General features: G+C 50.8%; 13 protein-coding genes, 2 tRNA genes and 1 pseudogene. 3 read left to right on the top strand and 13 right to left on the bottom strand.

Annotation, left to right across the window (positions count from 1 at the left end):
* From ACO7SM_RS09110 to uvrY, 5 genes are all read right to left on the bottom strand, one after another.
* Positions 1 to 74, bottom strand: a tRNA-Cys gene (locus ACO7SM_RS09110).
* A gap of 52 nt (positions 75 to 126) precedes the next feature.
* Positions 127 to 202: transfer RNA gene (locus tag ACO7SM_RS09105), tRNA-Gly, on the bottom strand.
* A 151-nt stretch (positions 203 to 353) separates the two neighbouring features.
* Positions 354 to 902 carry a CDP-diacylglycerol--glycerol-3-phosphate 3-phosphatidyltransferase gene (pgsA, locus tag ACO7SM_RS09100; protein ID WP_192612565.1) on the bottom strand — a complete coding sequence of 183 codons (549 nt, stop codon included), beginning with the start codon at positions 900 to 902 and terminating at the stop codon, positions 354 to 356.
* Between the two features lie 56 nt (positions 903 to 958).
* Positions 959 to 2,791 (bottom strand): excinuclease ABC subunit UvrC, encoded by a 1,833-nt coding sequence (uvrC, locus tag ACO7SM_RS09095; RefSeq protein WP_490470549.1) that lies wholly within the window; start codon positions 2,789 to 2,791, stop codon positions 959 to 961.
* On the bottom strand, positions 2,788 to 3,444 hold the full coding sequence (gene uvrY, locus ACO7SM_RS09090) for a UvrY/SirA/GacA family response regulator transcription factor (protein WP_490470548.1): 657 nt from the start codon (positions 3,442 to 3,444) through the stop codon (positions 2,788 to 2,790). Before uvrY ends, uvrC begins: the two co-directional genes overlap by 4 nt.
* 352 nt (positions 3,445 to 3,796) lie before the next feature.
* On the opposite strand from uvrY, the pseudogene ACO7SM_RS09085 reads away from it, so the two are divergent.
* A pseudogene (locus ACO7SM_RS09085) lies at positions 3,797 to 3,919 on the top strand (hypothetical protein); the annotation flags it as partial.
* On the top strand, positions 3,906 to 4,130 hold the full coding sequence (locus ACO7SM_RS09080; protein WP_490470547.1) for a DUF2594 family protein: 225 nt from the start codon (positions 3,906 to 3,908) through the stop codon (positions 4,128 to 4,130). The pseudogene ACO7SM_RS09085 and the gene ACO7SM_RS09080, both read left to right, overlap by 14 nt.
* Positions 4,131 to 4,191: 61 nt before the next feature.
* Here the strand turns inward: ACO7SM_RS09080 and sdiA are convergent, their stop codons facing one another.
* The 8 genes from sdiA to ACO7SM_RS09040 form a co-directional block, all read right to left on the bottom strand.
* Positions 4,192 to 4,914, bottom strand: coding sequence for a quorum-sensing transcriptional regulator SdiA (sdiA, locus tag ACO7SM_RS09075; RefSeq protein WP_490470546.1), 723 nt, complete (start codon positions 4,912 to 4,914; stop codon positions 4,192 to 4,194).
* A gap of 234 nt (positions 4,915 to 5,148) precedes the next feature.
* Positions 5,149 to 5,901, bottom strand: coding sequence for an L-cystine ABC transporter ATP-binding protein TcyN (tcyN, locus tag ACO7SM_RS09070; protein WP_490470545.1), 753 nt, complete (start codon positions 5,899 to 5,901; stop codon positions 5,149 to 5,151).
* Positions 5,898 to 6,566 (bottom strand): cystine ABC transporter permease, encoded by a 669-nt coding sequence (gene tcyL, locus ACO7SM_RS09065; RefSeq protein ID WP_192612571.1) that lies wholly within the window; start codon positions 6,564 to 6,566, stop codon positions 5,898 to 5,900. Before tcyL ends, tcyN begins: the two co-directional genes overlap by 4 nt.
* A 21-nt stretch (positions 6,567 to 6,587) precedes the next feature.
* Entirely contained in the window at positions 6,588 to 7,574 is a 987-nt protein-coding gene (gene dcyD / locus ACO7SM_RS09060) for a D-cysteine desulfhydrase (RefSeq protein WP_490470544.1), read from the bottom strand.
* Positions 7,575 to 7,683: 109 nt separating this feature from the next.
* On the bottom strand, positions 7,684 to 8,484 hold the full coding sequence (gene tcyJ, locus ACO7SM_RS09055) for a cystine ABC transporter substrate-binding protein (protein ID WP_490470543.1): 801 nt from the start codon (positions 8,482 to 8,484) through the stop codon (positions 7,684 to 7,686).
* A gap of 87 nt (positions 8,485 to 8,571) precedes the next feature.
* Positions 8,572 to 9,123 (bottom strand): flagella biosynthesis regulatory protein FliZ, encoded by a 552-nt coding sequence (fliZ, locus tag ACO7SM_RS09050; RefSeq protein ID WP_490470542.1) that lies wholly within the window; start codon positions 9,121 to 9,123, stop codon positions 8,572 to 8,574.
* 57 nt (positions 9,124 to 9,180) lie between these two features.
* Positions 9,181 to 9,900: an RNA polymerase sigma factor FliA gene (locus tag ACO7SM_RS09045; protein ID WP_490470541.1), complete on the bottom strand. Its 720-nt coding sequence runs from the start codon at positions 9,898 to 9,900 to the stop codon at positions 9,181 to 9,183.
* Positions 9,901 to 10,063: 163 nt separating this feature from the next.
* Positions 10,064 to 11,572 (bottom strand): flagellin N-terminal helical domain-containing protein, encoded by a 1,509-nt coding sequence (locus ACO7SM_RS09040; RefSeq protein WP_490470540.1) that lies wholly within the window; start codon positions 11,570 to 11,572, stop codon positions 10,064 to 10,066.
* A 261-nt stretch (positions 11,573 to 11,833) separates the two neighbouring features.
* On the opposite strand from ACO7SM_RS09040, the gene fliD reads away from it, so the two are divergent.
* Positions 11,834 to 13,240, top strand: coding sequence for a flagellar filament capping protein FliD (gene fliD, locus ACO7SM_RS09035; protein ID WP_490470539.1), 1,407 nt, complete (start codon positions 11,834 to 11,836; stop codon positions 13,238 to 13,240).
* Positions 13,241 to 13,254: the final 14 nt, after the last annotated feature.

Genomic DNA, 13,254 nt, shown 5'->3' with positions numbered 1-13,254 from the left:
TGGAGGCGCGTTCCGGAGTCGAACCGGACTAGACGGATTTGCAATCCGCTACATAACCGCTTTGCTAACGCGCCAAATTCTTCAGGCTTTTCAGCCAGACACCCGCAATTGCCGATGTCTTTAAACTGGAGCGGGAAACGAGACTCGAACTCGCGACCCCGACCTTGGCAAGGTCGTGCTCTACCAACTGAGCTATTCCCGCATCACCAAGTAACTTTGTTAATCACTTGATTTTGTTATCGTCTGGCAATCTGTGCTGCCGTTCGATGCGTTGCATTCTACTTACCTGGCGCACTGAGTCAACGATATTTTTCGTCACACACGATCGTTTGCTGAAATTTGCGGCGAAACGATCACTGATCAAGCAAATCTCCGCGTGCAGCGCTCAAATACTGCAGCATCGACCACAGCGTCAGTATGGCTGCGACAAAGAATAATGCGATCCCGGCATACTCGACCCAAATGTTTGGACGCCATAATAACCACGCCAGCGCCGCCATTTGTGATGTTGTTTTGACTTTTCCGATCCAGGAGACAGCCACGCTGCTGCGTTTACCGAGTTCCGCCATCCATTCGCGCAATGCGGAAATAATGATTTCACGGGCGATCATCGTTGCGGCAGGTAACGTCACCCACCAGCTGTGGTAGTGCTCTGTCACCAGAACCATTGCGATAGCGACCAGCACTTTATCTGCCACCGGGTCAAGAAACGCGCCAAAGCGGGTGCTCTGATTCCAGCGACGCGCCAGATAACCATCAAACCAGTCAGTTACGGCTGCAATACAGAAGATGAGCGCACACACAAACGGTGCCCAACTGAATGGCAGATAAAACGCCAGTACAAAGAAGGGAATCAGTATGACGCGAAACAGCGTGAGCAATGTAGGAATATTAAATTGCATAGTGACGGGTAACTATCTGTTGTCAGAGAATTTACCCCTATGTTGCTACAGAGACCTCAATGTTTCAACGAGTAGAAGATCTTTTCTGCCAGACCTTGCGAAATACCCGGCACTTTTGCAATTTCTTCTACGCTGGCGTTACGTAATCCTTGCAAACCACCCATATATTTCAACAACATTTGCCGACGTTTAGGGCCAACGCCTTCAATGGTTTCCAGCGTGCTGGTGTTTTTGACTTTCGCCCGTTTTTTACGATGCCCGCCGATCGCATGGTCATGAGACTCATCGCGGATGTGCTGGATAACGTGTAACGCCGGAGAATCCGGGGGCAAACTGAACCCCTCACCTTCCGGTTCGAAGAACAGAGTTTCCAGACCCGCCTTACGATCGGCTCCTTTCGCCACCCCCAGCAGCAATGGATGCTGTTTGTCCCAGGGAACATCCAGTTCAGCAAAGACCGCTTTCGCCTGCCCAAGTTGCCCTTTTCCGCCATCTATCAGAATAACGTCAGGGATCTTACTTTCTTCAATCGCTTTGCCATAACGTCGACGCAGCACCTGATTCATCGCAGCATAATCATCGCCAGGCGTAATACCGGTAATGTTGTAACGACGATATTCAGCGCGCAGCGGTCCGTTGGCGTCAAAGACTACACAGGAAGCGACCGTCTGCTCACCCATGGTGTGACTAATATCGAAACATTCCATGCGTTTTACCACCGGCAGTTTCAACACCGTTGCCAGCGCCGTCAGACGCTGGGTAATGGTGGACTGCTGGGAAAGTTTCGTCGTCAGCGCTGTCGCGGCATTGGTTCGCGCCAGCTTGAGATACCTTGCGCGATCGCCGCGCGGTTTCGTCTGCACATTAACCCGACGTCCGGCCAGTTCCGACAGCGAATCCGCCAACAACGTTTTGTCACTCAGATTAAAATCCAGCAGGATTTCGCCCGGCAGCGTTCGCATCTGACTGCCTTGCAGATAGAACTGCCCGACAAACGTCTCCACGACTTCGCCCATTTCGGTCCCGCCCGGCACCTTAGGGAAATAGCTGCGGCTGCCCAGTACTTTGCCCTGGCGTATAAAGAGCACGTGCAGGCAGGCCATCCCTGCGTCGAAAGCCACCCCGATAACATCGAGATCGTCGCCGGTGTTCGACACAAACTGTTTTTCGGTCACACGACGCACCGCCTGGATTTGATCGCGAATGCGTGCGGCTTCTTCAAATTCCAGATTGCGGCTGGCGTTTTCCATTCGCGCGATCAACTGCGTCAGAACCTGATCGTCTTTACCGGATAAAAACAGACGGACATACTCGACCTGCTGGGCGTATTCTTCCTCGCTGACCAGGCCCGCCACGCAAGGGCCAAGGCAACGTCCAATCTGATATTGCAGGCAGGGGCGCGAGCGGTTGCGGTAAACACTGTTTTCACACTGGCGAATTGGAAAGATTTTTTGCAGAAGCGCCAGTGTTTCACGCACGGCATAGCCGTTGGGGAACGGGCCGAAATACTCGCCTTTGGCGTGTTTAGCGCCACGGTGCATCGCCAGACGCGGATGCGTATCGCCACTCAGAAAAATAAAGGGATAGGATTTGTCGTCACGCAGCAGCACGTTATAGCGGGGCTGATACAACTTGATGTAGTTATGCTCAAGCAGTAACGCCTCGGTTTCCGTATGGGTGACCGTCACATCAATTTGCTGAATTTGCGCGACCAACGCTTCGGTCTTCCGCGAAGCAAGGTTGCTGCGGAAATAGCTGGAAAGCCGTTTTTTCAGGTCCTTCGCTTTACCGACATAAATAACCGTACCACCAGCATCATACATACGATAAACGCCGGGCTGGCTGGTAACGGTTTTCAAAAACGCTTTCGCGTCAAACTCAAGGCTCACTGACTTGCTAACGTCTCCGCATTACACAGGCCATGGCGTATTGCCAGGTGAGTCAGCTCCACATCACCATGAATGTTTAGTTTACTGAACATTCGATAGCGATAACTGTTCACCGTTTTAGGACTGAGATTCAGTTGTTCTGAGATCTCATTCACCTTCTGGCCTTTGGTGATCATCAGCATAATCTGCAACTCGCGTTCAGACAAACTGGCAAACGGGGTTTCCGTTTTTTCGGGTTCGATCTGGCTAAGGGCCATCTGCTGTGCAATGTCGGAAGCAATATAACGTTGTCCGGAGAACACGGAACGGATCGCACTAACCACTTCCTGCGGAGCCGCACCTTTGCTCAGATACCCCGCAGCGCCCGCCTGCATGACTTTGGCGGGTAACGGGTTTTCCGTATGGACCGTCAACATGATCACTTTAATGTCAGCCGTTGAACGCGCAATTTTTCGCGTCGCTTCAAGACCGCCAATTCCGGGCATGTTCATGTCCATCAACACGACATCAGCGGTATTTGCACGACACCATTTAACAGCATCCTCACCGCAACATGCTTCGCCGACAACTTTTATGCCCTTTATATCTTCCAGAATGCGTCGTATCCCTGCGCGCACCAGTTCGTGGTCATCAACAAGAAGAACGTTGATCAAAGGAATATCTCCAGAATAGGGATAACGCTACTGATAGTTACTCGGCCATATATTAGCGGGTTTTATCTCAACTTTGAAACGCAAAAAACACCGCCTCTTAGATTTTGTTCTCGTTTTTGGAAATTAGATTGTACGGAATGTGGAAACTTCCCCCGTAAAACGGCCGTTCCCATCGACTATATCTCTCTTGAAGTTTCAGAATAGTGACAAAAAATTCACTCCCTTCGGTTTAAATGATAAATAGGAAGCAACTTTGTAACAATAATTAACGCGTAAAATACGCGCCATAAACAATGAGCGAAGAAAATATATCCACGGCAAGACATTGTTTATTTTAATGGCTAAGGCTGAAGTTTCGCTGAAAAAACAACCACTGCTATTTTTAGCGCGGCTTATGGTATACTCCGCCGCCTTAACATTTGCCATCGCACTTTTTCACTGTCACACAACGAGGAAAATAAATGAGTACGCCTGATTTTTCCACTGCCGAGAATAATCAAGAACTGGCTAACGAAGTCACCTGCCTGAAAACCATGTTAACGCTGATGTTGCAGGCAATGGGACAAGCCGACGCAGGGCGCGTGATTCTTAAAATGGAAAAACAACTCGCGCTGATTGAAGACAAATCACAAGCAGCGGTATTTTCCAACACTGTTAAGCAAATTAAACAAGCTTACCGTCAATAAGATGAAACCGGCTGAGAGCAGCGCTTTCGGCCGGTTTTGCGCCTGAACACGAAAATCACATTTAAATCAAACCGATAGCCGCAGCATAGCAGGCAATTTGCGTCTTGTTCGGCGCGTTAAACTTCTTTTGCATATTCTTCTGATGAAAATTGACGGTGTTCTCCGAAATCGACAGGATCATGGCGATTTCAGACGACGTTTTCCCTTCCGCCGTCCACTTTAAGATTTCCTTTTCTCGCTTGCTAAAACGCATCTCCGGCGTCGTGACCATGTTATCTTCCAGCCGCGTAAGCACAGAGAGGCTCTCACGTACCAGTAGCTGCAGTTTCAGCTCAACTTCATCAGAGGCAAAGGGCACATTGCGTACGTTCGACCGTGAGACGGAGAGGAACCCCAGCGCACGATTCGGCAGCATACAGTACTGGGTGATCCCCTTGCGTAAGCCGTGGGAGCGTGCCGCATCCCACAGTGTCTGGGTATCACTGAATAAGGCGTCATTCCAGGGTAAATGTCCCTGTTTGAAGTTTTCCGGTTTCAGCACCGGGTCAATAGCAAAATAGTTTTCAGACTGATAGTGGGTAATCCACGCCTGAGGATATGTCGTTTGAAGAGAGATTTTTGGTCGAGTAAACGGAACCGGATGACGAACGCATAATGCGTAATAATCGAACTCCAGTTGACACGTCTGGTGCTGTAATTCCCGATAGACATCTTCTGCCGTCGCCATTTCCTGAAAGCGTATCAGCATACTCCGTCGCCAGGTGAAGAAATCATTTTCCTGCATATCAGGGGATACCACCTCTGAGATTGATTATCATTTTAAATGAGTAAACACGCTACCACATATTGGGAGTTTATATGAATAAAATATCGGTCAGGAAGGGGATTACTTGAGTTTTATTTCAATACACTTAGCAAGATCAGGGTGAAAATGCATTAACCAGGCGGAAGGACGTCATATTTATTCAAATATACTCGCCCGAAAAGGGATTATTTCGGGCGAGTCACGCAAGGCCATTTATTTCATCAGAAACTTCTCAAGAAACTGGCGCGTTCGGGGTTGCTGCGGATGGCTAAATAACGATTTCGCCGGGCCCTGTTCCACAATTCGTCCCTGATCCATGAATATCGCCCGGTCAGCCACATCACGGGCGAAACTCATCTCGTGCGTGACAATCACCATGGTTCGTTTTTCCTGCGCCAGTTGGCGGATAGTATTGAGCACCTCCCCCACCAGCTCAGGATCGAGCGCAGAGGTCGGTTCATCAAACAAAATGACCTCCGGGCGCATGGCCAGCGCACGTGCGATCGCCACACGTTGCTGCTGCCCGCCGGATAAGCGCCGCGGGTAGCTGGTCTCTTTTCCGGCCAGCCCAACTTTTGCCAGCAGTTCATACGCACGGGCCGTTGCTTCCGCTTTTGATTCACCTTTGACAATCACCGGGCCTTCAATGATGTTTTCCACCACCGTACGATGCGGAAACAAATTGAAGTTCTGGAATACAAAACCCACATGTTGACGCAACTGGCGAATCAGTCCCTTCTGCTGATTTAAGGACCGGGCGGTATCAATGGTGATATCCCCCACTTTAATCGTACCGGCTTCCGGCACTTCCAGAAGATTGATACTGCGCAGTAAGGTGGTTTTGCCCGAACCGCTCGGCCCAATAATGGCGACGACCTCACCCGGTTTGACCTCGAGATCGATGCCATGCAGCACCGTCTGCCCATGGAATTTTTTCACCAGGTTTTTGACTTCGATGGCACTCATTTCGGATCTTTCTCCTGGCGGTTAAGCTGGTCTTCAAAGTAGTTCTGCAGCGCCGATAGCACCGTCGCCATCACCCAATAGATCAACGAGGCGGCCAGATACATGGTGAAGACTTCCAGCGTACGCGAGGTGATCAACTGCGCCTGACGGAACAGTTCCGGTACCTGAATCGTCGCCGCCAGCGAGGTATCTTTCACCAGGCTGATAAAGCTGTTGCTCAGCGGCGGCAGTGCCACTCGGGCAGCCTGCGGTAAAATGGCGCGGCGCAGCGTTTGCCACGGCGTCATGCCGATACTCGCCGCAGCCTCCCACTGACCTTTGTCAATGGAGGAGATCGCCGCACGCAGCGTTTCAGAGGTGTAAGCCGCCGTATTGAGCGACAAACCGATCATCGCCGCCGGGATGGGGTCCAGCTCAATACCAAACTGCGGCAGACCGTAGTAGATCATAAACAGTTGGGCAATCAGCGGCGTCCCCCGGAAAATGGAGATATAAAAGCGCGCCAGCCACCGAACAGGCAACAGCGGCGACATGCGCATCAGCGCCAGAATAAATCCCAGCAGCAGACCAAAAAACATCCCGCCAATACTCAGTTGCAGCGTGAACACCGCCCCTTTGAGCAGATACGGCAGAGAATCAATCACCAGTTGGATACTTTCTTGCATTCGCGTTTTTCGACCTGGTTGTTATACGTGAGGATGGTAGGCAAACAACGCAGGCGCGCCACCGGTATGAATAAACAGAATTGGCCCTTCGTCTTTGAAGCGTTTCTGACTGATGCCATCAATCAGGCCCGCCATCGCTTTCCCTGTATAAACAGGATCCAGCAAAATGCCCTCGAGACGCGCCAGCAGTTTCACCGCTTCCATCCCTTCGTCGTTCGGCATACCGTAGCCCGGCGCAAAATAGTCGTCCCACAGCAGGATCTCCGCCGATGCGGTCAGTTCTAATTCTTTGGCAATCGCCTGTTGCAGGGCGACCACTTTGGGCTGCTGGTCGGCAACTTTACGCGAAACGGTCACCCCGACCAGCTCAACCTCCGGCATCAGGTGTTCAAGCCCTACCGCCAGCCCCGCATGCGTGCCGGCGCTGCCAGACGCCACCACTACGGAAGAGAGTTGCACCGCACCTTCACACTGCTGGGCAATTTCCAGCGCGCTTTCGACATACCCCAATGCGCCCAGGGCGCTGGAGCCGCCAACCGGTATCACATAAGGGCGGAATCCTTGCGCTTCCACGCGGGTGGCCAGTTCATGGAGTTGTGCTTCCGGGTCGTTCAACGCGGCGCACATTTCGATTTGAACATTAAACAGATCGAGCAGCAGGCGGTTACCGTTAGTCAGATAATTTTCCGCCGTGGTGCCAATGGGATTTTCCAGTAACGCAATACAGTGCAATCCCAGTTTTGCCGCCACCGCCGCCGTCTGGCGGACATGGTTAGACTGAATCGCGCCTGCCGTGATCAGCGTATCCGCCCCTTCGCGCAGCGCATCCGCCGCCAGAAACTCCAGCTTACGCAGTTTATTGCCGCCCATCGCCATTGGCGTGACGTCATCCCGTTTGATGAAAATATCGCGTCCCAGATAGTCAGAAAAACGCGGCAAGTATTCGAGCGGCGTTGGCGCGCCGATAAATTCCAGACGTGGAAAGCGCGTTAAATTATGCAGTGGCATGTAGCCTCCGATGTTTATTGTGTTGTGGTGTTCTTTTTATTATGCACGTTCATTCGGATGAAATAAAAAAGGCGCCCGTGAAAGCGCCTTTTTTTTGCATTGTTGACGATTATTTCGTCACATCTGCGCCAAACCATTTTTCAGACAGCGCTTTCAGCGAACCATCTTTCTGCATATCGGCAATCGCCGCGTCCACCGCTTTGTGCAAATCCTCGTTACCTTTACGCAGCGCAACGCCGGATTCCTGACGGGAGAACGCTTCACCGGTCACCGCCAGCGTGTCTTTGGTTTTCTTCACCAGATCCAGCGCCGCCAGGCGATCCACCAGGATAGCGTCGATACGACCCACGCGCAGATCCTGATATTTGGTCGGGTCATCGTCGTAAGTGCGAATATCGACACCTTCAACGTTCTGGCGCAACCACTCTTCGTAGTTGGTTCCCAGACCCACCCCCACTTTCTTACCTTTCAGATCCGCAGCGGTTTTAATGCTGCCTTCATTGCCTTTTTTCACCAGCGCCTGGATACCCGAAACGGTATACGGGGTAGAGAAGTCGTATTTCTTCTTACGTTCGTCGGAGATGGTCACCTGATTAATGACGACATCAATACGTTTGGAATCCAGCGATGCCAGCATACCGTCCCATTTGGTCGGTTTCAGCTCAGCTTTAACCCCCAGATGTTTCGCCAACTCCTGCGCAAACTCCACTTCAAAACCGGTCAACTTACCGTCATCGCCCTGAAAACTGAACGGAGGATATGTCCCTTCCAGTCCTACCAGCAGCGTGCCGCGCTCTTTCACTTTGTTTAACAGACCTTCATCTGCAAAAGTCTTCACGCTCATTCCGGCGACGAGTGCAACAGCCATCACACCCATCAGAGCCTGACGTCCCAGAAGTGCTAATTTCATAGTTACCCCGAAAGTTGTTATTTATCACGGTAGTGTAGAGGGTTTGCCATTAATCACAAAAACGACTCCGCTACATCTTATGCTTTTTTAATATATATCAGAAGTCGCGGAACAGCAGGAATTCTGCATCTGTCCAGGGGGGACATGCGCTTTGTATTGTTCATACTTGCGCAGCGCGATCCGATAGTTATTGGTGCTGGTTTCGGGTAACCAGGGGGACAGGCTTTCATCAAGAAAACCATCCTCTACCAAATCGTGGGTGATGTTTTGTTCCGTGAGATGATTGCCGAGTCGGCGCAGGCGGACGACGTATTCGCGCACCGTGCCATGACTCATTTCGGTCTGCTCAAATAAAAATTGTTTAAAGCCGATGATGTCGAAAAAGTCGCTTTGCGCTTTGCAGTGCAAATCACCGCAAAAACGGCACAGCGCGACCCACTCTTTTTGCTCCTGCTGCCAGGCGGCGTCATCAAACAGCGAATCCAGTCTGGAAATGGCAATTTTGTTCACAATCTGCCCGCAACGAACCAGCGTTATCCTGTCGAGCAGTTTGTGGCAATGCGCGCAATGCGTCTGGCTGTGTTTAAAATCTTTGAGGTAGCGGCTTAGTGGCCGTCTTTTAGATTGCTGCACCGTCATGAGAACTCCTGGTAGTCAATTCGTTGTGCGGCATTTTTTAGGCGGCGCTAAAACCGCCTATAACTTACCCAGCTTGGTGCGTAGACGTTTGATCGCCTGACTGTGCAACTGGCTCACCCGTGACTCGCCAACCTCCAGAACGGCGCCAATCTCTTTGAGATTGAGCTCTTCCTGGTAATAGAGCGTCAACACCAGTTGTTCACGTTCCGGCAGTGCCTCAATGGCATCCATCACGCGCTGGCGTAAATTGCTTTCAAGAAGCTGTTGTAACGGGTTTTCCTGCTGATGTTCTTCAGTCACCAGCTCGACGCTATCGCCATGCTCTTCCCGCCACTCGTCATAGGAGAAGAGCTGGCTGTTATTGGTATCGAGCAACATCTGGCGATACTCATGCACAGGAATCGCCAGACGCTCCGCCACTTCAGTTTCCGTCGCGTTACGCCCTAATTCCTGTTCCAGTTGCCCCATCGCCTGCGCCACTTCGCGAGCATTGCGTCGGACGCTACGCGGCACCCAATCCCGGCTGCGTAGTTCATCCAGCATCGCTCCACGAATACGCTGCACTGCGTAAGTGGTAAATGCCGTTCCTTGCAGAGCATCATATCGGTCAACTGCATTTAATAACCCGATGCCGCCCGCCTGTAGCAGGTCGTCCAGTTCCACGCTCGCGGGCAATCGCACCTGAAGGCGCAATGCTTCGTGACGCACCAGCGGTACATAACGCTGCCACAGCGAGTGTTTATCCATTACACCTTCAGCGGTATACAGTGAATTCACGATAAACAGCCCTGCGTTAAATGAGTTATCGGCATGATTATCCGTTTCTGCAGGGGTTTTAATCGGATGAATAGTGGGTGAAATGAGGGGTTATTTAGGGGTTACGGGTAAATGACGGGCGTAAAAAACCCCGCCGAAGCGGGGTTTGCGCGAAAAGTGTGAATTATCGCAGCAGAGACAGAACGTTCTGCGGAACCTGGTTGGCCTGAGCCAGAACAGAGGTACCCGCCTGTTGCAGGATCTGTGCTTTGGACATGTTGGACACTTCGGTCGCGTAGTCAGCATCTTCGATACGGCTACGTGCAGAAGACAGGTTGTTTACGGTGTTACCCAGGTTGGTGATGGCAGAATCGAAACGGTTCTGTACCGCACCGAGGTCGGAACGCAGTGCGTCAACCTGTGCCAGCGCATCGTCAATGGTTTCCAGAGGATTGTTGGTGGATTGCTGAGATTTGGCTGCATCTTCATTAATCAATGTTGCAGCGCCACCAGCTGTTTTACCTAAGTAAACTGTTTTATCGACCATAGTACCTGTACCTGTACCATCATCAAATTTCGCTGTTACGTGGTCGCCTTTAGCATTGACATCATACGTTTTACCGTTGATCTGCAGAGTGCTGCCATCTTTAACCGCATTTTGCAAATCAAGGTCAGACATTTTAGCAGCGCGATTAGCATTACCCGTAGCAGTAGTTAACTGTCCAGTTATGCCATCAGTATAAATCTTATCACTACCCGCTTTTATCGTCGCAGTAGTGGTATCCGCCGCAGTACTGTTCTCAATTGTAATATTGACTTCTTTACCACCAATTGTTGCAGAAAGTACTGCGTTACCGTCTGCATCAGCAGTTTTTACGGTAAAGTCAACACCTTTCACACTCGTCGCGGTTCCTGCAGGTTTACCGACAACCGCCGCAGCGAGAGTCTTAGCTTCTGCTGCACCAAAAGTTACCTCAGTATTCGGAGACTCAGCCAGATCGGTAAAATCACCCGTAGCAGCATCAATATATTGTTCTTTGCCACCTTTAGAAACTGCACCAGATTCAATATCCACATTGAAAGTATTAGCACCAATTTTGTAGTTATCAGTACCGGTTGCTTTGAATTGTGCAACTAAATCCCCACTGGTGGCTTTTTTAGCCCCATTTACATTGAAACCATCCATGCCCAGGCTCTTGGAATCAATCTTTTTCAGATCGATATCGATGGTTTCGCCGTCGTTGGCGCCAACCTGGATTTTCATCGTGTTGTCGGAAGCCAGGACTTTCACACCGTTGAACTGAGTCTGACCGGATACGCGGTCGATTTCGCTCAGGCGCTGAGTGATTTCGTTCTGGATGGAGGTCAGGTCGCTGTCGGAGTTAGTTCCGTTAGTTGCCTGAACGGTCAGTTCACGTACACGCTGCAGGTTGTTGTTGATTTCGTTCAGCGCGCCTTCGGTGGTCTGCGCAATGGAGATACCGTCGTTAGCGTTACGGGAAGCCTGAGTCAGACCTTTGATGTTAGAGGTGAAACGGTTAGCGATCGCCTGGCCAGCCGCATCGTCTTTCGCGCTGTTGATACGCAGACCGGAAGACAGACGCTCAATAGCGGAGCTCAGAGTAGACTGAGATTTGTTCAGGTTATTCTGGGTCAACAGCGACAGGCTGTTTGTATTAATGACTTGTGCCATGATCTTTTCCTTATCAATTACAACTTGATGTTTATTGGGCTGTTCTGTTGCCCACGGTTTCTTACCGTAACCCTTGTATCGGCACCTTAAATTCGAACTTTAGAAAATTTTTAATTTCTGCCCTCTTTTTTCTTAGCCCACGAAATACCCTCTTTATTCACCATTATTCCGCGCATTATTTTCCTGAAACTATTATTAAACTTTGCCAACAGATTGCCGATAACGCGGTTAACTACTGTTTGCAATCACAAGGAATAAGGCATGGCTTCGATTTCATCACTGGGCGTCGGCTCAAATTTACCGCTGGATGCATTGTTGACGAACCTGACCACTGCAGAAAAAGGACGTTTAACGCCGATCACGCAACAGCAGAGCGCGAACACTGCGCGCCTGACGGCTTATGGCACGCTGAAAAGCGCGCTGGAAAAATTTCAGACCGCCAATACCACGCTGAATAATGCCGATCTGTTTAAGAGCACCACTGTGACCAGTAGCACCGAAGACCTGACCGCCTCCACCACCACAGGCGCAGCACCTGGCATCTACACCATTAGCGTCAATAAACTGGCGCAGGCGCAATCGTTAAGTACCAATATTGATATCAGTTCAACAAAAGATGCGTTGGGCGATACCTCCGCTGAAAGTCGCACCCTCAAAATTGAACAAAAAGGCCGCAAAGAGCCGCTGGAAATTAAACTCACGAAAGATCAGACCTCGCTGGAAGGTATTCGTGACGCAATTAACGATGCCGATAGCGGTATTTCCGCGAGCATCGTTAAAGTGAAAGAAGGCGATTATCAACTGGTGCTGACGTCCGATACCGGTACCGAAAATCAAATGACCGTTTCGGTGGAAGGCGACAGCAAGCTCAACGATTTGCTGGCCTACGACAGCACTACGGGCACCGGCAATATGAAACAACTGGTCAGCGCGCAAAATGCGCAATTGACCGTTAACGGTATTGATATTGAACGCCCGAGTAACACCATTACCGATGCGCCGCAGGGCGTCACGCTCAATCTGACCAAAGAGGTGACTGACGCACGCCTCACCGTGACCAAAAGTAATGATAAAGCGACAGAAGCGATTAAAGGTTGGGTGGATGCGTACAACTCGCTGATGGATACCTTTACCTCCCTGACGAAATACACCGAAGTAGACCCAGGTGCGGAAGCGCAGGATCAGAGCAACGGCGCGCTGATCGGCGACAGCGTGGTTCGCACAATCCAGACCGGTATTCGCGCGCAGTTTGCCAACAGCGGCAGCGATGGCCCGTTCAAAACCTTAAGTGAAATCGGCATTACCACTGACGGGACGTCCGGCAAGCTGAAGATTGACGATGAGAAACTGGGCAAAGCGCTGAAAGAGAATACGACGGCAACGCGCCAGTTGCTGGTCGGTGACGGTAAAGAAACCGGTATTACCACCAAAATTGCCACCGAAGTGAAAGCCTACCTCGCCGATGACGGCATTATCGACAGCGCCGAGGACAGTATTAATGCGACATTGAAAAAGCTGACCAAACAGTATCTTGCAGTAAGCGCCAGTATCGACGACACCGTCGCCCGTTATAAGGCGCAGTTTACGCAGCTGGATACCATGATGAGCAAACTCAATGGCACAAGTAGCTACCTGAACCAGCAGTTTTCTGCCATGAGCAGCTCCTGATAACACGAGGTAAC

It is taken from the genome of Citrobacter sp. LJND-P06 (genome assembly GCF_058188415.1).
This window is presented reverse-complemented; position numbering and strand designations above follow the sequence as displayed.

Coding starts and splice junctions, on each gene's coding strand:
- fliD (WP_490470539.1), top strand. CDS start 11,834: ATGGCTTCGATTTCATCACTGGGCGTCGGCTCAAATTTACCGCTGGAT.
- sdiA (WP_490470546.1), bottom strand. CDS start 4,914: ATGCAGGAAAATGATTTCTTCACCTGGCGACGGAGTATGCTGATACGC.
- ACO7SM_RS09040 (WP_490470540.1), bottom strand. CDS start 11,572: ATGGCACAAGTCATTAATACAAACAGCCTGTCGCTGTTGACCCAGAAT.
- tcyN (WP_490470545.1), bottom strand. CDS start 5,901: ATGAGTGCCATCGAAGTCAAAAACCTGGTGAAAAAATTCCATGGGCAG.
- fliZ (WP_490470542.1), bottom strand. CDS start 9,123: ATGACGGTGCAGCAATCTAAAAGACGGCCACTAAGCCGCTACCTCAAA.
- dcyD (WP_490470544.1), bottom strand. CDS start 7,574: ATGCCACTGCATAATTTAACGCGCTTTCCACGTCTGGAATTTATCGGC.
- tcyL (WP_192612571.1), bottom strand. CDS start 6,566: ATGCAAGAAAGTATCCAACTGGTGATTGATTCTCTGCCGTATCTGCTC.
- pgsA (WP_192612565.1), bottom strand. CDS start 902: ATGCAATTTAATATTCCTACATTGCTCACGCTGTTTCGCGTCATACTG.
- tcyJ (WP_490470543.1), bottom strand. CDS start 8,484: ATGAAATTAGCACTTCTGGGACGTCAGGCTCTGATGGGTGTGATGGCT.
- ACO7SM_RS09080 (WP_490470547.1), top strand. CDS start 3,906: ATGAGTACGCCTGATTTTTCCACTGCCGAGAATAATCAAGAACTGGCT.